Genomic DNA, 19,784 nt, shown 5'->3' with positions numbered 1-19,784 from the left:
TCTGATTAAGAATACGCTGGCCATACCCGCATAACGCCGCAAGCAGCTGCGGCTTTGCAGTGGATTGTTTTGCGGTAGCGTAGCGTTGAACCGTAAAACAAGGAACGGAAAAGCCGTCAGACTGGCTTGCATTGTTGGGCTCAAGCTCGAACGAGACATGAAGGCATAAAATGCATAGCCTCTCAAGAACTTGCTATTGCTTCTCTTCGGACTCACTCTCTGAAGAAGATGTAGTACTAACTCGTATCCGTAATCCACTTGCATCACTTTCTGACAGCACCAATAACTCCTCCGTTTCCTCTGAGTAAAGGAAACGGTTATCCCCAAGGATGCCCAAGAACAACCATTTTTTGGGAACCTCGTCGCCCTCTTTAAGGGCATCTGGCAACAAGGCGATCTTTTGATTCGTGCCATGAACAGAAGCGCTCGCCGCTCTATCACCATGTGCATACGCCCAAAACGGGATTGATAAAACAAACGCCGCAATTGCCGCAACTGGAAGCGGATTTATACTATTTGGAACAAAGGTCTTATACAGCCCAGAGTACTCGACAGGAGAAACCGAGACTGCAATCAAGACATATAGCCCCGCCACATCCCATTTTGCAGGAAAGTCTACAATGAAAGCAAAAGCTACCAAAATCGCGCCGAAAATGGTCACACCAAGGATCAACGCAGCCTCTTTTTTCACATTCAAGCGCGGCCCCGCAGATTTCTCACCATCTCCTTGATTAATACCGTCATCGCCATCAGGCTCTTCACTGTAGATCCGGCGGTAAATCGATAATAGCATTCCAATGAACATTCCTAATACGAAGACACTCAAGCCGAAGACGATACCGTGAGCCGCAAATCGTAGAAGGTCGTGAAACCCGGCATACTCTAAGACCCGCACTCCAAATGAATTCCAGTATCCAGATGCATACAAGAACGCAATCAAGAGGCAGTAACCACTGCCGAGCGTTGCAAGGTTTGTGCGCAAAGTCTCCCTCCTATGCCCAACGCCTGCGCTCAGCCGACGCCGAACCGTGCCAGCGGTTTGGCGGTCGGCTGAAGCGCCTTGTTGGGCTCTGCATATATCCGAACAGTATACTTGCTTACATTAGCCATTTCATAGTTTCCACGCGTCTATTAATTTGAATTTACGCCAAACAATTTTCTACAACCATTCAAGAATATTCCATAAGGTCTGCCGGAAATGATAAGGAATACCACGATGGATCCTCCAGCTTTCAACGCCTGCTCTATCGTTGCACCATTTATAAAAAGCAAAATCAAATACAAGGTGATTTGGAACGAAAAGTTTGCAAACGTATCTATCACCGTCGATTTGAGCTCTCCAACCTGGTTCCCGTTCCCACCCAGGAGTTTGAAAATCCAGTCTCTATAAAGTCCGTATGGTCTACCGGCAAACAATATGATAGGTATCGCCGCAATGCGAATCCGCATGGATTGGTCAATTGATAATCCCGCGATTACGATTTCTATAAAGGCTCCACAAACGGTGGAGAATACAATCATCGCGAGGGTGTCTGCGAGATACCGTTTCATTATTTGAAGAACTCAACTGTAATACCCAATTTTCATTCATGTGCAGTAGCCACATGCTGCCTTGGAGCTGGCCTGGCCCGAGTGCGACATACCTATAGTAGGCGCAATCAACCTCCACATACGCCCAACAGTGATTGGACTGCACGTCCTAATATTGGATGAACACACTTGCGCGTTCAACATTCTTATCTGACGCGCCACATTTAACCTGATCCTATGATTCTAAATGACATTAAGAATAGCCAGGCTACCTATGCAGAATTCACATGCGCGCTGCATTTGTCGGTTTCAATCATCCTTTGGCTGTTGAACAAACCACTCCAGCCCGTCGTATGGACACTCCCTGAGAGCCGCCAAGCGGCTTTTAAGGTCGCCGGAGTGGATTTCCAGTTTGTGCCCATCGGGGTCGAGAAAGTAGAGGGAATCCCCTTCGCTACTGTTGTGCTTCCAGATGGTGGCGTTGCTGGCACGGATGGCGTCAGCCGCGTCGTTGAAGGCTTGGCTTGGTACTGAAAAGGCGAGATGGGTGTAGTCCGGGTGGGGGCTGTTTCGCGCCTCGGCATCGAGTGAGAGGCAGATCCAGTCGTTGCCGGCTTGCAGATAGGCGCCGCGCGTCCATTTGGCGATGGGCTTGAACCCAAGCACCTCGGTGTAGAACGCGAATGCGCGCTGGAGATCGCTGACGGCCAAGGTGACGTGGTTGATGCCGGTGATCAATGTCATCTCCCTAACGGCGAGCAATCTTTAGGCACGCTACCGCCCCGGGGCTGCATATCGCGTTATGCGCTGATCCCGTGCGTACGACTTGTTATATCCAGCCGTCTCAGCGGCCTTAGGGTTTCATACTAGGCGGGTTGCCCCCTACCAGCAAAACGCATTAGGCGTCGCGTATCAACGCAGTTCTGGGTTTTGTATTGAGGATGGCTTCAGCGGCGTGCGAGGAGTAAGTGATGGCTTACTTGAAAACAACGGGCAGCCTAGGCTGCCCGTTGTCGGTGGTGATTAGTGCGATGAGAGGTTGGTTGGCTCAGGTGTTCTCTTCGCGCTGCGCTTCCGTTTCGGCGGATGCTTCGGCATCGTCGTCATCGATATCGGTCTCTGCGTCGAACTGGGTGTGAGACTGCGGTGCCGGCTGGCTGACGCTGCCGCCAAAGGCGGCGCGCAGGACGTCGTTCTCGGCGTCCATATCGATGCTGCCCTGGAAGACAGCGCCGTCCTCGAGTACCAGGCAGGGGGTGATGATGGTGCCGGTGATCTGCGCGGTGTGGTGGACGGTGATCTTGTGCGAGGCGATCAGGCGCCCTTCCACGCTGCCGGCCACGTGCAGCGTCTGTGCAAAGATATCGCCCTCTACGCGCCCGTCGGTGCCGATGCTAACGGTGTTGCGCTTGAACTCCACCGTGCCCACTACCTGGCCATCGATGATCAGCTCCTCCTCGCCGATCACGCTGCCTTCGATGCTGGTGTGAGCGCCGATGGTAGCCGGGCGCCCACTGCCGCTGCGGGGCTCGTCCCTGGTTGGGGCGCTGTACGACGAGGCGGGAGGCGACACCGTATGGTCGGCAGGAACACTGGTGGGCTTGTGCTTGCTGAACATAGGGAAAGGCTCCGGGTAGCGTAAGGGGCAAAAGTGCGATACTAGGAATAATGCCGCGTCGGGTTAAGATCAAAGGCGAGAGTAGCCAATGAAAACGGCCGTTAGTCGTGTTTTCTCCGTCTCGTGATACCCGCCTATACTGACGCAGGGCAACCGACTGCTATCAAGGGGCGACTATGGGGGGCGGAGACGCGTTATTTATCACGGGCGTAGTAGCGCTCATCCTGATTATGCTGGATGGCAAGCGCCGTATGCGAAAGCGTGCCGTGGCAAACCAGGTCTCTCCCCTGCACGCCTCCTCTCAACATCAACTCGTCTCGCCCCAGGAGCCCGCCAAGTTGTCACATCAGGTCGAGGAATCCGCCAAGGCTAGCTTACCGTCGCCTCCCCAGGTGGCGAACACCCAGCGCTTGTCGGCGCCCGACGGCAGCCTGATTGGCGAGACCCTGCATATCGCAGGCAAGGTGAGCGCCCAGGAGCCGCTGGTGATCCGCGGGACCATCGAAGGCGACGTTGCGGCGCCGGAGCAGCCCGTCACCATCACCGAGTCGGGGGGCGTATCTCACCGTATCGAGGCACGGCTGATTAGCGTTGCCGGCAGTGTCGAGGGACTGTTGGTGGCCACCGACCAGGCCATTCTGCTCCCCGGTGCACGGGTGAGCGGCAGCATCGAGGCGAAGCGGATGAAATGCGCAGACGGGGCCTGGCTAACAGCCAAGATTCGCGTGATGTCGCCTGGCCACCCATAGGGCGAAGGCAACGCTTGTGGGCGTTATGGGCTTGCTTCGATGGCGCGGATATCCTCGATATCGACTGGCCGAGAGAGCGCCCGTTTATAACGGATCAAATCATCCTTGGGCATAAGGGGCAGGTCCATGCCCAGGACGGGCCGCATTTCGACGCGGGTGACGTCTATCGCTAGCGGCACCCAGGCCTGGCGGCTGGCATCGAAGATGTGCGCCCCATCTGCACTCCCCACCTCGACTTTGATGCCTTCATACTTGAACTGCACATAGGTGAGGTCCCAGCCCTCCTCCCGGTAGTGTGCGGCGCCTTTGGAGATATACGCCTGCCCCGCCTCGACGACGCTCGAGAACACCTCTCCGGGAACGAATAGGTCGATATCGTGCAGTGGGCGCTTGGCACCATAGCCCTGTGCCGCGAGCCCACCGCAGATCACGAACGGGATCTCTCGCTGGCGCAGTAATCCCACCACCCACTCTGCCGCAGCTTGATGCACGTTTCCTCCGTCCTATGGGTATTAGAAGAACAGCCGCCGCAGGGCTTCGCCGGGGTCCTCTTCGCGCATAAAGGCTTCACCGACCAGGAAGCCGTGCACGTCGTGTTCGCGCATCCGCAGGACGTCGTCGCGGGTATGGATACCGGACTCGGTGATCACGGTGACGCCTTCGGGGATTTGCGAGAGCAGCTCGAAGGTGGTTTCCAGGCGGGTGTCGAAGGTGTGCAGGTCGCGGTTATTGATCCCCACCAGCGAGAGCTCCAGGCGCAGGGCGCGCTCGAGTTCGCGCTGGTCGTGCACTTCCACCAGGACGTCCATGCCCAGCGCTTCGGCCTGCTGGTAGAGGTCGACCATGCGCGCGTCATCCAGCGCGGCGACGATCAGCAGGATGCAGTCGGCGCCGATGGCGCGGGCTTCGCTGACCTGGTAACCGTGGGTGATGAAGTCCTTGCGGATGACCGGTAGGTCGCAGGCTTCCCGGGCTTCGATCAGGAAGTCTTCATGGCCCTGGAAGAAGTCGGCGTCGGTGAGTACCGAGAGGCAGGCGGCGCCGCCGGCCTGGTAGCTGGTGGCGATCTCGCCGGGGCGGAAGTCTTCCCGCATCACGCCCTTGGAGGGCGAGGCCTTCTTGATCTCGGCGATCACCGCCGGGTCGCCGGCCTCGATGCGTTCGTCCAGCGCCCTGACGAAGCCGCGCGGCGCGCCCTGCTGCCGCGCTAGCGCCAGCAGGTCGGTCTCGGTCACCGCCAGGCTGCGCTCGTGGACCTCGTCGTCCTTGCGCGCCAGGATCTGCGCGAGGATGGTGGGCATGCCATGTGTGGTTGTCATGTCGCTATGTCCCCGTAGCAGCATTGCAGGGTGCCGTCAGTCGGCAAACACCCGGGTGAAATCGGCCAGTTCTTTCATCTTTTCCCGCGGCAGCCCGGAGGCCTGGGCATCCTGAGCCATGGTCACCCCTTCCTTAAGCGTATCGGCAATGCCGGATACGTAAAGGGCGGCGCCAGCGTTCAGGGCGACGATATCCGCCGCGGGGCCGTCGCCGGCCAGGGCCTCGTGGACCAGCCGCAGGCTGTCTTCGGCGGTGACCACCTTGAGCGGCGTCAGCGCCTGGCGCTCGATACCGAAGTCTTCGGGGGCGATGGTGTACTCGACGATCTCGCCATCCTTGAGCTCGGCGACCCGGGTCGGCGCGGCCAGCGAGATCTCGTCGAGGCCATCCTCGGCGTGTACCACCATCACATGGCGGCTGCCCAGGCGCTTGAGCACCTCGGCCATCAGCCGCACCAGTTGGGCATCGTAGACGCCGAGCAGCTGATTGGGGGCGCCGGCCGGGTTGGTCAGCGGACCGAGGATGTTGAACAGGGTGCGTACGCCCATCTCGCGGCGCGGGCCGATGGCGTGGCGCATCGCCTGGTGGTGCATCGGCGCGAACATGAAGCCGACCCCGACCTGGTCGATGCAGCGTGCTACCTGCTCGGCGTCGAGCTCGATCTTGATGCCGGCCACGGCGAACAGGTCGGCGCTGCCGGAGGAGGAGGAGACGCTGCGGTTGCCGTGCTTGGCAACGTGGGCGCCACCCGCCGCGGCAACGAAGCTGGAGGCGGTGGAGACGTTGAACAGGTTGGCGCCGTCGCCGCCGGTACCGACGATATCGACGACGTTGTCACCGCTCACGCTCACCGGGGTCATCAGCTCGCGCATCACCTGGGCGGCGGCGCTGATCTCTTCGGCGCTCTCGCCTTTCATGGAGAGCGCGATCAGGAAGCCGCCGATCTGCGCGTCGGTGGCTTCGCCGGTCATGATGGTACGCATCACTGCGTGGGTCTGGTCGAACGTCAGGCTCTGGCCGCGCATTACGGCATCGATGGCCTCTCGCATCTGCATGGGGCTGTCTCCGTCAGGCGCGACGTGAAAGAAAGTTCTGCAGGAGCTCGTGCCCCTGGCGCGTCAGGATCGACTCGGGGTGAAACTGCACCCCTTCGATATCCAGTGTCTTGTGGCGCAGGCCCATGATCAAGCCGGGGGTGACGTCGCTGTCGTCCACCCAGGCGGTCACTTCGAGGCACTCCGGCAGAGTCTCGGCGGCCACTACCAGGGAATGATAGCGGGTTACCTCCAGCGGGTCTTCGAGGCCGGCGAATACGCCGTGGCCGCCGTGACGTACCTTGGAGGTCTTGCCGTGCATCACCTGGGGCGCGCGCACCACCTCGCCGCCGTAGACCTGGCCGATGGCCTGGTGGCCCAGGCAGATACCGAGGATCGGCAGCTTGCCGGCGAAGTGCTCGATGGCAGCCATCGAGATGCCCGCCTCGTTGGGCGTGCAGGGGCCGGGGGAGACCACCAGATGGCTCGGCGCCAGTGCCTCGATCTCCTCGAGGGTGATGGCGTCGTTGCGGTAGGTGTGCACCTCGGCCCCCAGCTCGGCGAGGTACTGCACGACGTTGTAGGTGAAGCTATCGTAGTTGTCGATCATGAGCACGGACATGGCCATCACTCTCTGTTCCCTATGGTTAGTGCTGTCGCTTACCGACGCGTTGACCCAGTGTGATCGAGGGGGTGCGCCAGCCGTGCAGGGGGAAGTCAGACACAAAAATGCCGCCCCGACGGCGGCATTTTTCACTCGTCAGCGTGCCGCCCCCAATCAGGAGCGCCACCACTGGCCTGTGCGTTGGATCTGGTCTAGTGCGTTCATCCCTCAATGGTGCTGCTGGGCGGCAATCCTGTCAAGCCAGGGGTGGCTGAATCGCCCGCTGGCAGTGCGCTTGCAGCGCTGGGCAGTAGGCTGCCGGCAACAAGTAACACGCTGCGTTATACTTTTTCGGCACAAAAGCGTAAGCGCCACTCATGGTGATGTCGTCAACTACCACTGAGGAGAGCATCATGACGAGTCAGCAACTACCCAATATCCATCCTGGTGAGATCCTGCTAGAGGATTTTATCGAGCCTATGGGACTCACAAAGAATGCGCTAGCCAACGCTATCAGCGTACCGGCTACTCGTATCGGTGAAATTACCCGCGGCGCACGGGCCATTACCGCCGACACCGACCTTCGCCTGTCGCGCTACTTCGGCACTAGCGAAGGCTACTGGCTCCGACTGCAAAACGCCTATGATCTTGAGCAAGCACGTCGGGCTGGGCGCTACGATGCAATTCGGCCTCATGCCGCTTGAGGGTGGCCCCAGCTGCTCGTTAGTCCTGTGAAACGCTCATGTAAGACATTATGTACGTGATCACTGCCCCCTCAGGAGCCATCTATGGATTCCATCAGCTACGCAGCCGCTATAACCAACCTAGCAAAGACAATGGAGCAAGTCTGCGAAGACCGTTCACCCATCGTTATTACCCGAAATAAATCACCGTCTGTGGTGATGATCTCTCTTGAGGACTACGAGGAGTTGCAGGAGACGGCGTTCCTTCTGCGTGCGCCGAAAAATGCCCGTCGGTTGCTGGAGTCCGTTGCCGAACTGGAGAAGGACAGCGAACAGGGAAAGTATCGTCGCTCTCAATGATGCGGAAACTCTCACGCTTGATGCTCTTCAGCACAATGGCCATGGTGCGCTCGACATGATCTTCGGTGGGATCAGCGCTATACCTGATGGGCGTCATATCAGCCATCAGGCTGCTCGATTCCCTTAGCCGCGGTAGAAAGCATTCAGCTTGTCCTGATGCTCGTGCACCTTCTGCGCAAAGGGCTCGTCGTCCATATCCCGCCAGTAGCGCGGTGGGCGGCCGGTGCGCCGATCATGCTCCAGCGACGTGGGATCAAGGGGGCGGAACTCCTCCCATAGCGGCGTATCGGGAAGCGGCTGCGAGGTGTCCATATAGCGCTGCACCATATCCCAGGCAGCGCGCTGTTCCACATGACTGCTGGTGGCGCCAAACATCCCCACCAAGGCCACATGCACCTCCTGGCGATAGTGCGCCAGGCTACGGTTGAACTGCGGCAGGCCTTGGTGGCTAGGTGTATTCTGCAGATAGCAGTCGAACTCATGAAACGGCAACTGATGCTCCACCTGCCAGGCAGTGCGCATCTTGGCTGGATTGGCGAATACCGTGACCATGCCGGTGCGTCGGTTTAACTCCCACATCGGGCCAGGTTGAAAGCCTGCGGCGAAATTTGGTAAAAGACGGTAAACTAGACTCACCCCGCCCCACATAATAATCGATGACATTAGCAAGACAACTGGCATCTCCCAGTTCAAGCTTTCGAAAAAGCTTGCTTGAGGTGATCTACGTTCGAATGCGCCGTAAATCACAACAAGAATTGATATTGGAAGCACTGTAAAAAAACTTACTAAGCCTACCCCCCTTATAAAACCCAAAAAAAAGTTACGCTTAGTCTGGCTAGTATATCTCAAGCATTCTTCGTCCCAGCGCAGAGGATGCTCTGGGCGATCTTCCGGTCGCGGTGTATGTCCCGGCATTTTCTCAATTTCACGCAGCTTCGCCGGTTTCATATCTTGAAGTTCACGCATCGGGAACAGGTCGACCGTCGGGAAGCGATGCGGCAAACGCTGCCCACTGGCAGCCGACATACGAAAGCGCCTAGAGTGCTCACTCTCCTCTTGTCGCAGCGACTCGATACGCTCCGCCGTGTAAGCTTCAGCGCTATAGGTGATGGGCGTCATCTCAGCCATCATTTGCCTCGTTATCTTGATGCGTCGTTTCATCGGCCCAATATGGCCGGCCAGAGCGCGTGAAGTCAGGCGTCATGGGGTCACCGGAGGCCTCCTCGGTAGGAGGCGGAGCCGGCAGCACCCTAGGCAGTTCGTTATCAACATCACTGTTCTTACGCCACTGCACCCGAACCTTTAGGTGGTGAATATTACGTCGTGGCATGGCCCCTGTCGTTTCGGACTCTACTGGTGCCCAAAGATAGTACTCTCAGCCATCCGTCGTCGCGCGCTCGAAGAGCGGCTGAGTAAGCTCGCCCAGCTCGCGGCCCAGCTCCTGCCACTGCGAGTAGCCCTCTTTATGCCTAGTGTACTTGCTCTCGCTAACGGTCTCGAAGCGGAACTTGGCGACTTGCTCCCAGCCCGGGGCCATGCCAGGCAGGTTACTGTTGACGACTACCCGCGTATTGGCGAAGAGGCCAGGCAAAGCTCCCAGCGCCTGCTGCTGCATCAAGCGTTCGATATAGGCCATTGGCTGGGTAAAGCTGAGTATGCCAATCGCAGGGCGTTGTTCGGCATCCTTAGCGTTTCATCTAGCGGCTCCGGAACCATAGGCTTCACTAGTGACGGCCCCCTGATGCATCCCCTCATCAACTTCCAGGTCATAGAGCCGAGTAGTGGGACCGTCGACGCGACAGCGCTCCTTGACCAAAGGGTGCCATTGATTACGGGCGGCACGTTGACGGGCGTATTTGGCCGTAATGTCGCGGATAAACAAACATGGGTACAAAAAGGCAAGTCCAAGAATCAATATAACTGCACGTGATTTCGGAGTTATTCCTTCTTTAACTGATTGTCGATAGCCCTCTATATTTAATGTGGCTTTCTTTTGTCTTTGCCTGCACCCCTCCAAAGCCGCTTCGCGGTTAGAATTCGACAGTGGGTTACCTTGTTCGTCGAACCAAGGGCCCTTCTCCATGTAACAACGCAAATACTCCCAGAGCATGCCTTGCGTTTCCGCGGTGCGCCCCATCGGCAGGTTCAGTTGTAGGGCAATCACCTCCTCCGGATACCCATAACGCTGTAGCAACAGCTGTAATGGGGTTTCGGTCATTGCTCCGGTATATTGGGTCACGGTGCGACTCTCCTGCATCCAGGCCACCGCTTCGTCCCAAGGGACATGGTAGAGCTTTTCCTTATCCTGGAAATAGATCTCCCTAGTTCGGCGATTAAAACGGATAGGAGATGAAGATGGCCAAAAAACTTCTAGTAAAAAAACAACTGTAGTGATGCCAAACATTACGGCCATCGTTGTAAATACAAAGACAACACCTTCCCAATCCTGAAAAACAATAGGGAATAGTATTAGGGACATATAAACAGCCCCTAACCCCCACACTCCTGTGAATATTCCCTTCCCCTCTTCCGCACCGCTAGATAGATCCAGATAGTGCTCGGTCTGATCCTGCACCTCACCCAACTGCATGGGCTGCTGGGCAGCCCGACGCTCGGGGGATAGCACGATCAGCTCGTCGGCTAAGTCCAGCCGTTGAGAGAGGTTGGCGAAATAGGTCTTAATGCTTTGCATGGCCTAGCCAATCTCTATGGATGCTCAATCGCATCAGGGTCCAAATTTTTCAGGAAAATAGGAAAGCGGCGGCTCGCGATTGAGCCATTCGTCCATCATAGCCTCACCCTCTTCGCGCTGCTCAGCGGTAACCTCTTCACGATAGAACCTCAAAAATCTCTCGGAGGATGTTCCTGGAATCTCTTCATTGATGGCAAGAAAAATAGCCCAACCTTTAGCGGGGTTTTCGTCTACATTACACATTTCGCTTTCTTCAGGATCAATATAGCAAGTTGCTATCCATTGACGACCATTAATATTACCTGCGTCGGAAGCCTTTACAATCCATTCCCATGCTTCTTGAAACTCCCCAAGGCTATTTAAAGTAGCTGAAAGATAGCTCATTGACAGAGCATGTCCGGCTTCCGCCGCCATACGGAACCACGGCTTCGCAGCTTCCAAGCGCTCGGTATCACTGGCGTACTTCTCTTCATCATTACGCGCTAATCGGCCCAGCCAGTTCATGGACTCAACGTTGCCCGCCTCGGCAGAGCGCACTAGCCATTCCATGGCTTTTTCTTCGTCAGGGTCTTCAACGTAGTAATAAATATCATACAGCACACCCATGGCCTCGGTGTCACCCGCCTCTGCCTTGGGCAGCGTCATTTCGAGGGCTGCCTGGGGCCAGTCATCGCCATTCGCTGGGCATACATCACCAAGCTCACAGGCGCTACCGTCGAATAGCCGTAGCATGGCATGGGGGTCACCGTTCAATGCGGCGCGGTGATACCACTCTAAAGCCGCTTGAGTCATCCCCATATGACGTAGACGATACGCCTCACCAAGGTAGTACATTGCCTCTACGTCGCCAGCTTCTGCCGCTTTTTCTAAATAAGGCATGCTCGCCGAGCGTTGGTGAGTATTGTATAGCCGCATGCCTTCCTCCTTGGCGGTCTGGGCCTCTTCATCCAGCGCCCAAGCCGCAGGAAACCACAGCGTCACGAGTGCCAACCCAATCAGTGTCTTTAGTAGGTTTGATCGATTAGGCAACCGCATCAGTAACCAAATTTCTCAGGGAAGTAGGAAAGCGGCGGCTCTAAATTTGACCATTCGTCTTTCATACGCTCGCCTTCTGCGCGCTGTTCTGGAGTAACGCTGTCGCGATAAGCGCGCAAAGCGTTCTCAGAGGAAGTGCCAGGGACTTCTTCATGAATAGCAAGAAAGATCGCCCACCCTATGGCTGGGTCTGGGGCAGGTGCTGCACGACATAAATTTCGGCCTTCCTCTTCGGGCTCGATGTTACAGGCGGCTAACCAACCACGCCCATTAATATGCCCTTCCTCGGAAGCCTTGGTTATCCATTCCCAGGCCTCTTCAGGCTGATCCAGATGATTTAATACAGAGGCGAGGTTATTCATAGAGGGGGCATAGCCTGCTTCCGCTGCCTTTCGAAACCATACCTCTGCCGCTTCTAGCCGCTCCATATCGTTGGCGTACCCTTGTTCGTCGTTACGGGCCAACTCGCCCAGCCAGTTCATGGCGTTAACGTTGCCTGCCTCGGCAGCACGGTGTAGCCACTTCATCGCCTCGTCTTCATCGGGGTCTTCAACGTAATAGTAGATATTATAAAGCGCGGCCATGGCTTCAGCGTCACCCGCCTCGGCTTTGGGTAGGGTAAGCTCCAAGGCCTCCTGGGGCCAGTCGTCACCGTTTTCAGGACAGACATCCCCCAGTTCGCAAGCACCTCCGTCAAACAGCCGCAGCATAGCGTAGGGTTCACCGTGTTGCGCGGCTTGGTAATACCAGTCCAGCGCAGCTTGATTCATGTTTCCCATCACTAACCGACGATTGGCTTCACCCAGATAATACATAGCCTCTGCATCGCCCGCTGCAGCGGCTTGTTCGAGAAAAGGAATAGCAGTGTCTGCCTGGCGAATGCCGTAAAGCCGCATGCCCTCCTCTTTGGCGGCCTGTGCCTCTTCGTCCAGCGCCATGACAGAGGGCGACAACAGCGCTGCTAGTGTCAGCCCTGCCAGTGTGGCCAGTAGGTTTGATCGCATATCTTATTCCTTAGTCAGCGGTTTTATTCAGCAACACACACTTCCGTTGCAAGCCCTGCGACGTACCGGCGGTAATCTCTCTTTGACGCTGGTACTTGGAGGTTATCTGTGCCTGAAATCCGCTCCATAAAAAAATCCAAGTCACGTTTACGGCGTTGGTAGGCATGACTCGAGTCGTCATGCCATGGCTGGCCGGTCTCACTCATACAAATGAGCGCTTTGGCAAACAGATATTGTGAGGGCGTGGGGGCTTCTTTGCTAAAACGACACAGCGTCCCATAAACACCGGTAGTGACGCCCTCCACAATCCAGCCTAGGCAGTTGGCAATGGCGATTTGCTGGAAGTCCAGCGCTTGCTGGCGATTAAATGACTGAACGCTGCCACCGCTTCTGCCTCTACGGGGCCCCTCTACTGCAAATTCTTGCGGCTCTCGGATGAGCAGGAACAACAAAGCCCCCAGCGCTTCGGGCGTTAATTGCTGGATCCATCTAGCTAGCTGCTCACCTTGCCCACGATCACTTGCGTTAACAATTTCATACGCAATCGGTCCAGCATTCTGCCCACCGGTCATGGCGCTATACAGCCGCTCGATACCTGCCTTGTCGCGGGCGGCGAGAAGACCGACATTGAGCAGCGTGGTGGCGGCCAGATAGCCAAGCCAACCCATGCTTTCATAAGCCTCTTCGTCGATCCAGTCGGGCTTTACTTGCTTATTATCCACCATGGCGCGGTGGAGCATGGCCAGCCATAGGTCGAGGCTGTCGATATCCAGCTCGACAGAGAGACTCCCCCCTGCCCCTTTTCCGATGACGACTCGAGCAGCCACGCGTAGCACGAACTTGCCGTTCTGGATGCCCAGCGCGAGGCCAAGCCTGCCCCCTAAGCCCGCACCAACCTCGCCCCCCAGGGTGGCCGTGCCGAGGGCTCGCCACCCCGTCAGTGACTGGCTGGCACGCTGCATGTCCATATCGGAGAGTGCGGCGCGGCTGGGTAGGATGCGCTGCAGGTTCTCGGGAGGCTCCCAGCTCAAGGCACAGCGGGTTTCGATACCCAGCCGAGCACCGGCAAAGGCTTCCAGGGTCGGGCCTTCGGCTTCCCGTTTTGCCCAGTCGACCCCGGTGATGCTCAGCCCATCGTCGTCTAGGGAGAAGCCCGTCTCGGCAGCAAGCGCCAGGCTGGCCCCAGCAAACCCTTTGGCAACGGCATCGAGTACCAAGGCATAGCGGCCAAGGTCGCGTTCTTCGTTACGCTCTGAAAGGGTCGCCATCACCGAGCGAGCCTGCTCTTCCCGGGGCAACACCAGCCGGCCTAACGGCAGCTCGCCTCGAGCGAGGCTAAAGGTGCCCTTGGCTTCCCAGCGGTAGGTAACGTCAGTTGAGGTGCCGTTGGGATCGCCATCATCGAACTGCCAATCGCCATCAGGTGTGTTCTTGATGGCCAGCTCATCGCGCTGCGTAGTGCTCAGGTCGCCACTGCCGCCGCTGCTCATCTCAACGTCGGCATCGAAGAACGTCAGCGTCGGCTGCTGGGCGACGACCTCCCACGGGGTATCGCGATCGCCCTTATCGCGGCCCTCATTGAGGTCATACCGCGCCATTCCCACCAGACGCATCATCTGGGCCTGGGCACTGGCGTCAAAGAGTCGAAGCTGCTCTCGGCTCGGTCCCATGAAGAGGAGCTTCTGCAACGCCTTGCCCCACTTCTCCTTGCTGTCATCGTCGAGGGAGGCAACCTCGTGACCCTGCTCTTCGAGATATGCGAAGAAGTGCTCGGGCTGGAAAAATCCCAGTGGCCCATCGTGCCAATCGGGGCGATGCTCTATCGCTTCGCAGCCGCGTCCTTGCAACCACTGAGAGAGAGCCGTTTCGGGCGCCTCCCACAAATGGGCCGGGAGCACGCCATCGGCATTGATGGCAGCATCAAGGCGCTGCCGCTCGCTGGCTGTGGCGACGGGGATCAGCTGATTGAGGCTGAGATGGCTGAGTGATTGATCCGCTTTAGGTGAGCTGAACTCGCGAAGCGGGAAGTCGCGACGTACCAGCAGCTCGATCTCGCGCTTCTGATACCCCATGGCATGGCGGTCGTCGTCGATATCGGTATGCCAGACCAGAACCCGACCAGGTGTCATCGCATTGACGGCCTTATCGGCTTTCTTGAAGAGATCAGCCAGCGACTCTTGCAGCGTCTCATACTGACGGCGCTCATCCTCGAATAGAAAGATCGGCAGTTGGGCCTGCCCAGCAGTGCCGGACTCCCACTCGCTGAGCTTCTCTTCTACCGCCTGGTGTAGCTCGACACTCTCCTCGAGCGCACGGCAGTAATCATCGAAAGCTTCGACCCCCTCTTCCACAGAGCCCGGAGGAGACAATGCCAGCTCTGGCGTCGCTATCCCCAGGGAAGCCAGGGTCAGGATGCTGTCCAAGTAGTCTTTATACTTACTCTCCTGTTGCGCCGAGAGTTCTTGAACATGGCCGACAAAACCGCACGCCTGCGCCGCTTCTTGAGGAGGCTTGGATTCGCATAATTCAATAAAGGTTTGATACTCGGCGAGCACCTCTTGCAGCGAGAAAGGCATGGGCTCACCGCCGCTCCCCGGGTTGAAGTGGTACAGCCGCTGCGCCTCGGCCCGGCAAGTGCGATAGGTTTCCAACGCGCGCTCTATTTCGGCTTCCCAGGGGCCGTAATAGCGCTCGCCTTCAAGGTGATAGCCCGCTTCCTGTGCACGATTCAAGCCCTGGCGATAAAGGCTTCGGAGCTCTTCCTCCAGGTCAAATGCCTCGGGACTGTTGCGCCGATAGACCAAGCGGCTCAGCGCCACTGGCGCCGAGTGGCGCCATAGCTGCTGCATAAACGAGCGCTGATGCGCGATACGCTCTTCCAGCGTCGATTCCTCAGTGGCAGTGATCTCCACCAATCGCTTGAAGCACTCCTGGAAGCGTTTTCTCTCAGCATCATCGAGAAAGTTCTCGGCTCTGGTCGGCAGCAGACACTCCATCAGCCCCGCCTCCTTATTGAGAAGCCGGAGCCGCTCGTCGGCATCCTCTACTTGTGTCCACGCCTTAAGCTGCTCGGCAGCCCCCAGCAAGGCATCGGAGACATCATCGGTCAGCAGCCAGAATGTGTGGGTCCCCGGCAGATACAGAATATCGGCCCAGTCGTGCTCCTCACAGACATGTTGACCAGCAGATTCGACGTTGCCGCCCTCTTCATCAGGTGCGGTGTAGTGGCAAATCAGAACAGGGTCGTCCGGGGTTGGGGCGCGTGATCCGGCACTCATGTCAGGCTCTCCAAAGCTTGGACTTTCTTACGCGGGGGAAGCGACGCAGCAAGCGCCTGCTCGACCGCCGAAGGGAGGGTGTCATCAGGCTGGCAAATCATCTCCAGCAGGCGTCGCAGATAGTCGGCACGGGTTATCCCGGCGCGATTCAACCGTGCAAGCCTCGCCAGCCACGCCTCGGGCAGTTCGTACAGCGGCGTCTCCGTGGTTCGACTCAGCCACCAGCCGCCAGAGGCCGCACGCAAGGCAGCGTCTCCCTCTCGCGTCAGCGGCAGGATCTCTTGCGCCACCTCACTTTCAGATACCTCATGCCAAGCGAGCCATTGCCGCTGCGGTGTCGGTGTGAAGACTCGACCTAAAGGGGTCAGCCAAGCAGACAGTGACGTGCCAGGAAGCGTCGCCAACAGCGCCGTCCAGGCAGCGGGGTCTTGAATATTGATCAACGACTGGCCACCTCGGGGATCTTCGAGGACAAAAAGACGGCGCAGATGATCGGCCAGGTCATTGAGTGAAGTCGCTTGTGCCGGCTGAAAGATCCAGCCAAGGCGCTGCTCCCGGCATAGCGTCTCACCGCTACGCCAGGCCTCGCTGCCAACATCGAGCTCAATGAGCCAAGGACTGGCATCGATCAGCGGCGCCAGGGGTGTGGTGGCAAAAAGCGTGAGGAAGTCGTACTTGCCCGTTTTCCCCAGCAGTTCTGCACTAGTCTCGGGGTAACGACGCTGGTCGAGGACGAGATACGCTGGCCGCTGAGCGTCGATCCAGGCCCCCAGTTCGCCCGCACCCCGTGTGCGCTCGGGGAGTCGCTTCAACCAGCCAGACATGGACAGTCCTCGCGGCTACATTGGGTGTCATTGATCTTGCCGCACAGCGGCATCAGCGCGGCCTCGCTCAGTTGGTAGTCCTTTAGCTTGGGCAGTGAGGTAGGCGGTATCGCGTCATGCGCCTCCGCCACCGCCCTTCCCGGCAGCAGCGGCGTTTCGGCAGCCTGGCCGCTGCCCGAGCCGGGGCTGCCGCCGGCGTTGACCTTGACGCTGGGGCCGCTGATGGTCACGCCGCCGCCGTCGATCTTGAGGAAGCTGCCGCCGGCGTTGAGGGTGAGTTCGCTGCCGGCGTCGAGCACGACCTTGTGGCCGGCCTTGATATGCAGTTCGCGGCCGCTCTCGGTGAGCCAGGCCTGGCCGGCCTTCACGTGCAGCGTGCCCTGGACGATCAGGTGCTGGCTGCCCTCGGTGTGCTCATGGCGCTGGCCGTGGACGCTGTGGTGGTCGTCGCTGTCGATCTCGCCGATACGGTCGCGGTGGACGCTGAGGGTGCTGTCGTTGCCGACTGACTCGGTGCGGTCGTTGTTGGTGAGCAGCTCCAGATCCTTCTGGGCGTGCAGCCAGATCTGCTCCTGGTCGGCCTGGTCCTCGAAGCGCAGCTCGTTGAAGCCCTCGCCCTGGTGGCTCTGGGTGCGGATCACGGTGCGGGTCTTGTGCGCCGGAAGTTCGTAAGGCGGCGTGTTGACCGCGTGGTAGGTGCGCCCGGTGATCAGCGGCTGATCCGGGTCGCCCTCCAGGAACGAGACGATAATTTCGTGGCCGATCCGGGGGATGGCGATGCTGCCGTAGCCGCCGCCGGCCCAGCCCTGGGCGACGCGGATCCAGGCGCTGGCGGTGTCATTGGGCTCGGCGTAGCGGTCCCAGGGGAACTGTACCTTGACCCGGCCGTGTTCGTCGCAGTGGATCTCTTCGCCCTCGGGGCCGACCACGAAGGCGACCTGGGGGCCGTCGACCCGGGGCTTGGGGTCGGGGGTGGGGCGCCAGGCGGCGTCGCCGGGGGTAAGGACGACGTCGTTATGGTAGCGGGTCATCCCGGCTCTATCTGACTGGGTGACACCGTCCTCTTCCAGGGCCTGGGGCTGTTCGCCGCGGTGGGTGACCCGTACCACCTGCCAGTCGCGGTTGAGGCTGTCGGCATCGTGGTCGCTGAGGGTAAAGCGGCTGCCGGGGGCGAGCTCGGGGAGGTCGCTGTTGGCTTCCGCGGTCAGGGCGTCGTGGCGCAGCGCTTCGAGACGTATCTTGGTGAAGGGCTCGCCGGAGGCGTCCTGCTTGTAGCGCCCGGGGTAGTCGTAGTGCTCATAGTCGTCTCGCTGGCCGTGGGCTTCGAGGTCGTCGCCGACGTGTTCATGCAGCTGAGCGTATGCCGGCTGCTTGAAGGAGTAGTCCTTGAGGGTGGCGCTGGCCGGGGCGACCCGGGAGACCTGGCGCAGCCGACGCACATGGCGGGCCGGCGGGGTGCCGCCGGCGCGGCTGTGGTAGCTGCGCTCGCCCAGCGCGGTGAGCATCTGCGGGTCGTCGGCGAAGATCAGGCGGTGAGCGCCGCCAACGTCGTCTTCGAACTCGTGGAAGTAGAACAGTCCCTCTTCGGCGGCCAGGCGCTGGATAAAGGCCAGGTCGGTCTCCCGGTACTGCACGCAGAACTCCCGCGCTTCCGGCTCGCGGGTGACGGCGAAGGCGACGTCGGTGATGCCGCGCTCCTCGCACAGGGTATTGATAATGGTCAGCGGCGAGACGTTCTGAAAGATGCGCGAGTTGTGGCGCAGCGAGAGGCGCCACAGCGCCGGACGAATCACCAGCGAGTAGAAGGTGCGGCGATGGCCGCGATCGCCGCGGCTGAATTCGGCGGCGATGCCGTGCACGCGGCGTAGCGGTTCGCCGTCCTGCCAGACGGTAAGGGTCAGCTCGCGGTCGAGGAAGGCCTCGGGGGAGAGGTCCGACGCGCGGCTGGCGAAATCGACCTCAAGGCGGAACGGCGCCGAGAGCGACTCCTCGAGGGTGAAGTCGATCACCGCCAGGTCGAGGGCGTCGTCGCTGGCCAGGGCCAGGGTGAATTGCAGTCCGGTGGCATTAGCCATGGGTCCCTCCAGGCAAGTGAACAGCAGCGCCACCCGGGAGGTTACCGCTCACCGAGCAGCACGCAAGCGATCCGGCATCACTGTGGTAGATCGCTGACGTGATATATGGGCAATCGCTTACATGCGTTGATGCCAGAGCTCTAAACAAGCCCTGGCATCAGGTTTTGCACGAAAACAGCCTGCGCTCGGCCATGCGGCGTTAAAAACCGGCTCAAAATGCTCATTTACACCCCCGTAAACTCCGCTTTTTCGCCGATTTTTGCCTTGCCTGACCTTCGCTCGTCGAGTTTTCGAACAAAACCTGGCACATCGATCAAGCATGGCGGGGCTCGGGTTGCGAGCCATCGGGTGAGCCCCGCCATGCCCTCAAGTCTTACGACTCGAGCGGGGCGCGCCAGTCGTCGGAACCCGAGGTGCCGGCTACGGTGTGTTCCCAATCGATCTTGCGGTAGGACAGCGAGACGTCCATCAGCTGAGTGAACTCAGAGCTGGCGGTGTCCTGGGCGTGGGGCATGCGCAGGTTGATGTCGACGATGGTGGCGTCGGTCAGGCTGGTGGTGAAGAAGTGCTCCTGCTTGCCTTCCACCGAGGTGCGGTACCACTTCAGCTCGACCTTGGGCAGCATTTCGCCAGAGGCCAGGGCGTTGTACATCAGCGGTACGGCCTTGTTGAGGGCCACGGTGAAGATAAATGGCTTGTGGGCACGCTGGCCGGAAGGCTGACCGGACTGCGGGTCAGTGGGCACAGTGACGACGTGCTTGAACTCTTGCACCAGCATTTCATCTTCGTGGCCTTCCACGTAGATGTTGCCGACGGAGTCGGGGGTGAAGGCACCGGCGGTGATGTTGCCCTGGGTCTGGCCTTCGATACTAATATAGCAAGGTGTTGGCATCAGTCTGCTCCATGACGGAAAAATGAGAAAACGTCCGACGGACGCCCCATATAGAGCAGGCAGCGTGCCAGAAAGCGAAAATTACT

The 19,784-nt window shown here is 58.9% G+C and carries 20 protein-coding genes; 3 read left to right on the top strand and 17 right to left on the bottom strand.

Going from position 1 to position 19,784, the window contains the following annotated elements; genetic code table 11:
• Positions 1-193 precede the first annotated feature (193 nt).
• From IEI94_RS15065 to IEI94_RS15050, 4 genes are all read right to left on the bottom strand, one after another.
• Positions 194-982 (bottom strand): hypothetical protein, encoded by a 789-nt coding sequence (locus IEI94_RS15065; RefSeq protein ID WP_191168097.1) that lies wholly within the window; start codon positions 980-982, stop codon positions 194-196.
• Between the two features lie 149 nt (positions 983-1,131).
• Positions 1,132-1,551: an L-alanine exporter AlaE gene (gene alaE, locus IEI94_RS15060; RefSeq protein ID WP_191168096.1), complete on the bottom strand. Its 420-nt coding sequence runs from the start codon at positions 1,549-1,551 to the stop codon at positions 1,132-1,134.
• A 288-nt stretch (positions 1,552-1,839) separates the two neighbouring features.
• Positions 1,840-2,268, bottom strand: a complete 429-nt coding sequence (locus IEI94_RS15055; RefSeq protein ID WP_191169617.1) for a fosfomycin resistance glutathione transferase — start codon at positions 2,266-2,268, stop codon at positions 1,840-1,842.
• Positions 2,269-2,578: 310 nt separating this feature from the next.
• Positions 2,579-3,148, bottom strand: coding sequence for a bactofilin family protein (locus tag IEI94_RS15050; RefSeq protein WP_191168095.1), 570 nt, complete (start codon positions 3,146-3,148; stop codon positions 2,579-2,581).
• Between the two features lie 338 nt (positions 3,149-3,486).
• On the opposite strand from IEI94_RS15050, the gene IEI94_RS15045 reads away from it, so the two are divergent.
• Positions 3,487-3,897 carry a bactofilin family protein gene (locus IEI94_RS15045; protein ID WP_191168094.1) on the top strand — a complete coding sequence of 137 codons (411 nt, stop codon included), beginning with the start codon at positions 3,487-3,489 and terminating at the stop codon, positions 3,895-3,897.
• A 23-nt stretch (positions 3,898-3,920) separates the two neighbouring features.
• Here the strand turns inward: IEI94_RS15045 and IEI94_RS15040 are convergent, their stop codons facing one another.
• Genes IEI94_RS15040 through IEI94_RS15025 form a run of 4 tightly spaced genes read right to left on the bottom strand, consistent with a single transcriptional unit; the run spans position 3,921 to position 6,873 of the window.
• Positions 3,921-4,388, bottom strand: coding sequence for a hypothetical protein (locus IEI94_RS15040; RefSeq protein WP_191168093.1), 468 nt, complete (start codon positions 4,386-4,388; stop codon positions 3,921-3,923).
• A gap of 21 nt (positions 4,389-4,409) precedes the next feature.
• Positions 4,410-5,216, bottom strand: a complete 807-nt coding sequence (gene trpC, locus IEI94_RS15035; protein ID WP_191168092.1) for an indole-3-glycerol phosphate synthase TrpC — start codon at positions 5,214-5,216, stop codon at positions 4,410-4,412.
• A 36-nt stretch (positions 5,217-5,252) separates the two neighbouring features.
• A complete protein-coding gene (gene trpD, locus IEI94_RS15030; protein ID WP_191168091.1) occupies positions 5,253-6,272 on the bottom strand; it encodes an anthranilate phosphoribosyltransferase in 1,020 nt (339 codons plus the stop codon).
• Between the two features lie 13 nt (positions 6,273-6,285).
• Positions 6,286-6,873 carry an anthranilate synthase component II gene (locus IEI94_RS15025; RefSeq protein ID WP_191168090.1) on the bottom strand — a complete coding sequence of 196 codons (588 nt, stop codon included), beginning with the start codon at positions 6,871-6,873 and terminating at the stop codon, positions 6,286-6,288.
• A 395-nt stretch (positions 6,874-7,268) separates the two neighbouring features.
• Between IEI94_RS15025 and IEI94_RS15020 the strand changes: the two genes are divergently transcribed.
• Together IEI94_RS15020 and IEI94_RS15015 are read left to right on the top strand one after the other, a co-directional pair.
• Complete coding sequence (locus IEI94_RS15020; protein ID WP_191168089.1) at positions 7,269-7,559, top strand: HigA family addiction module antitoxin; 291 nt, start codon at positions 7,269-7,271, stop codon at positions 7,557-7,559.
• An 84-nt stretch (positions 7,560-7,643) separates the two neighbouring features.
• Positions 7,644-7,898, top strand: a complete 255-nt coding sequence (locus IEI94_RS15015) for a type II toxin-antitoxin system Phd/YefM family antitoxin (RefSeq protein WP_191168088.1) — start codon at positions 7,644-7,646, stop codon at positions 7,896-7,898.
• A 123-nt stretch (positions 7,899-8,021) separates the two neighbouring features.
• Here the strand turns inward: IEI94_RS15015 and IEI94_RS15010 are convergent, their stop codons facing one another.
• The 9 genes from IEI94_RS15010 to IEI94_RS14970 form a co-directional block, all read right to left on the bottom strand.
• Positions 8,022-9,026 carry a hypothetical protein gene (locus IEI94_RS15010; RefSeq protein ID WP_191168087.1) on the bottom strand — a complete coding sequence of 335 codons (1,005 nt, stop codon included), beginning with the start codon at positions 9,024-9,026 and terminating at the stop codon, positions 8,022-8,024.
• Positions 9,027-9,273: 247 nt separating this feature from the next.
• The gene (locus IEI94_RS15005) at positions 9,274-9,534 is read right to left on the bottom strand and encodes a hypothetical protein (RefSeq protein WP_191168086.1); all 261 of its coding nucleotides are present in this window, start codon (positions 9,532-9,534) and stop codon (positions 9,274-9,276) included.
• Between the two features lie 57 nt (positions 9,535-9,591).
• Positions 9,592-10,590 (bottom strand): DUF6708 domain-containing protein, encoded by a 999-nt coding sequence (locus IEI94_RS15000; RefSeq protein ID WP_191168085.1) that lies wholly within the window; start codon positions 10,588-10,590, stop codon positions 9,592-9,594.
• Positions 10,591-10,623: 33 nt separating this feature from the next.
• Positions 10,624-11,571, bottom strand: a complete 948-nt coding sequence (locus IEI94_RS14995; RefSeq protein WP_318153405.1) for a tetratricopeptide repeat protein — start codon at positions 11,569-11,571, stop codon at positions 10,624-10,626.
• A gap of 53 nt (positions 11,572-11,624) precedes the next feature.
• Complete coding sequence (locus tag IEI94_RS14990; protein ID WP_191168083.1) at positions 11,625-12,629, bottom strand: tetratricopeptide repeat protein; 1,005 nt, start codon at positions 12,627-12,629, stop codon at positions 11,625-11,627.
• 23 nt (positions 12,630-12,652) lie between these two features.
• Positions 12,653-15,907, bottom strand: coding sequence for a hypothetical protein (locus IEI94_RS14985; protein ID WP_191168082.1), 3,255 nt, complete (start codon positions 15,905-15,907; stop codon positions 12,653-12,655).
• On the bottom strand, positions 15,904-16,731 hold the full coding sequence (locus IEI94_RS14980) for a DUF4123 domain-containing protein (RefSeq protein WP_191168081.1): 828 nt from the start codon (positions 16,729-16,731) through the stop codon (positions 15,904-15,906). The genes IEI94_RS14985 and IEI94_RS14980 overlap by 4 nt, the downstream gene beginning before the upstream one ends.
• Positions 16,716-18,806, bottom strand: a complete 2,091-nt coding sequence (locus IEI94_RS14975; protein WP_191168080.1) for a type VI secretion system Vgr family protein — start codon at positions 18,804-18,806, stop codon at positions 16,716-16,718. Before IEI94_RS14975 ends, IEI94_RS14980 begins: the two co-directional genes overlap by 16 nt.
• A gap of 373 nt (positions 18,807-19,179) precedes the next feature.
• Positions 19,180-19,698, bottom strand: a complete 519-nt coding sequence (locus tag IEI94_RS14970) for an Hcp family type VI secretion system effector (RefSeq protein WP_191168079.1) — start codon at positions 19,696-19,698, stop codon at positions 19,180-19,182.
• Between the last annotated feature and the right edge of the window lie 86 nt (positions 19,699-19,784).

Origin of the sequence: Halomonas sp. ML-15 (assembly GCF_014779595.1) — a bacterium.
Lineage (GTDB): Bacteria > Pseudomonadota > Gammaproteobacteria > Pseudomonadales > Halomonadaceae > Franzmannia.
The sequence above is the reverse complement of the archived record's forward strand: the minus strand, read 5'-3'. Positions and strand labels throughout refer to the sequence as shown.

Excerpts from the sequence above, each read along its gene's own strand:
- IEI94_RS14990 (WP_191168083.1), bottom strand. The coding sequence starts at position 12,629 with ATGCGATCAAACCTACTGGCCACACTGGCAGGGCTGACACTAGCAGCG.
- IEI94_RS15000 (WP_191168085.1), bottom strand. The coding sequence starts at position 10,590 with ATGCAAAGCATTAAGACCTATTTCGCCAACCTCTCTCAACGGCTGGAC.
- IEI94_RS14970 (WP_191168079.1), bottom strand. The coding sequence starts at position 19,698 with ATGCCAACACCTTGCTATATTAGTATCGAAGGCCAGACCCAGGGCAAC.
- IEI94_RS15005 (WP_191168086.1), bottom strand. The coding sequence starts at position 9,534 with ATGGCCTATATCGAACGCTTGATGCAGCAGCAGGCGCTGGGAGCTTTG.
- alaE (WP_191168096.1), bottom strand. The coding sequence starts at position 1,551 with ATGAAACGGTATCTCGCAGACACCCTCGCGATGATTGTATTCTCCACC.
- IEI94_RS15020 (WP_191168089.1), top strand. The coding sequence starts at position 7,269 with ATGACGAGTCAGCAACTACCCAATATCCATCCTGGTGAGATCCTGCTA.
- IEI94_RS15015 (WP_191168088.1), top strand. The coding sequence starts at position 7,644 with ATGGATTCCATCAGCTACGCAGCCGCTATAACCAACCTAGCAAAGACA.
- IEI94_RS15025 (WP_191168090.1), bottom strand. The coding sequence starts at position 6,873 with ATGTCCGTGCTCATGATCGACAACTACGATAGCTTCACCTACAACGTC.
- IEI94_RS14980 (WP_191168081.1), bottom strand. The coding sequence starts at position 16,731 with ATGTCTGGCTGGTTGAAGCGACTCCCCGAGCGCACACGGGGTGCGGGC.
- trpC (WP_191168092.1), bottom strand. The coding sequence starts at position 5,216 with ATGACAACCACACATGGCATGCCCACCATCCTCGCGCAGATCCTGGCG.
- IEI94_RS14975 (WP_191168080.1), bottom strand. The coding sequence starts at position 18,806 with ATGGCTAATGCCACCGGACTGCAATTCACCCTGGCCCTGGCCAGCGAC.
- IEI94_RS14985 (WP_191168082.1), bottom strand. The coding sequence starts at position 15,907 with ATGAGTGCCGGATCACGCGCCCCAACCCCGGACGACCCTGTTCTGATT.
- trpD (WP_191168091.1), bottom strand. The coding sequence starts at position 6,272 with ATGCAGATGCGAGAGGCCATCGATGCCGTAATGCGCGGCCAGAGCCTG.
- IEI94_RS15050 (WP_191168095.1), bottom strand. The coding sequence starts at position 3,148 with ATGTTCAGCAAGCACAAGCCCACCAGTGTTCCTGCCGACCATACGGTG.
- IEI94_RS15010 (WP_191168087.1), bottom strand. The coding sequence starts at position 9,026 with ATGGCTGAGATGACGCCCATCACCTATAGCGCTGAAGCTTACACGGCG.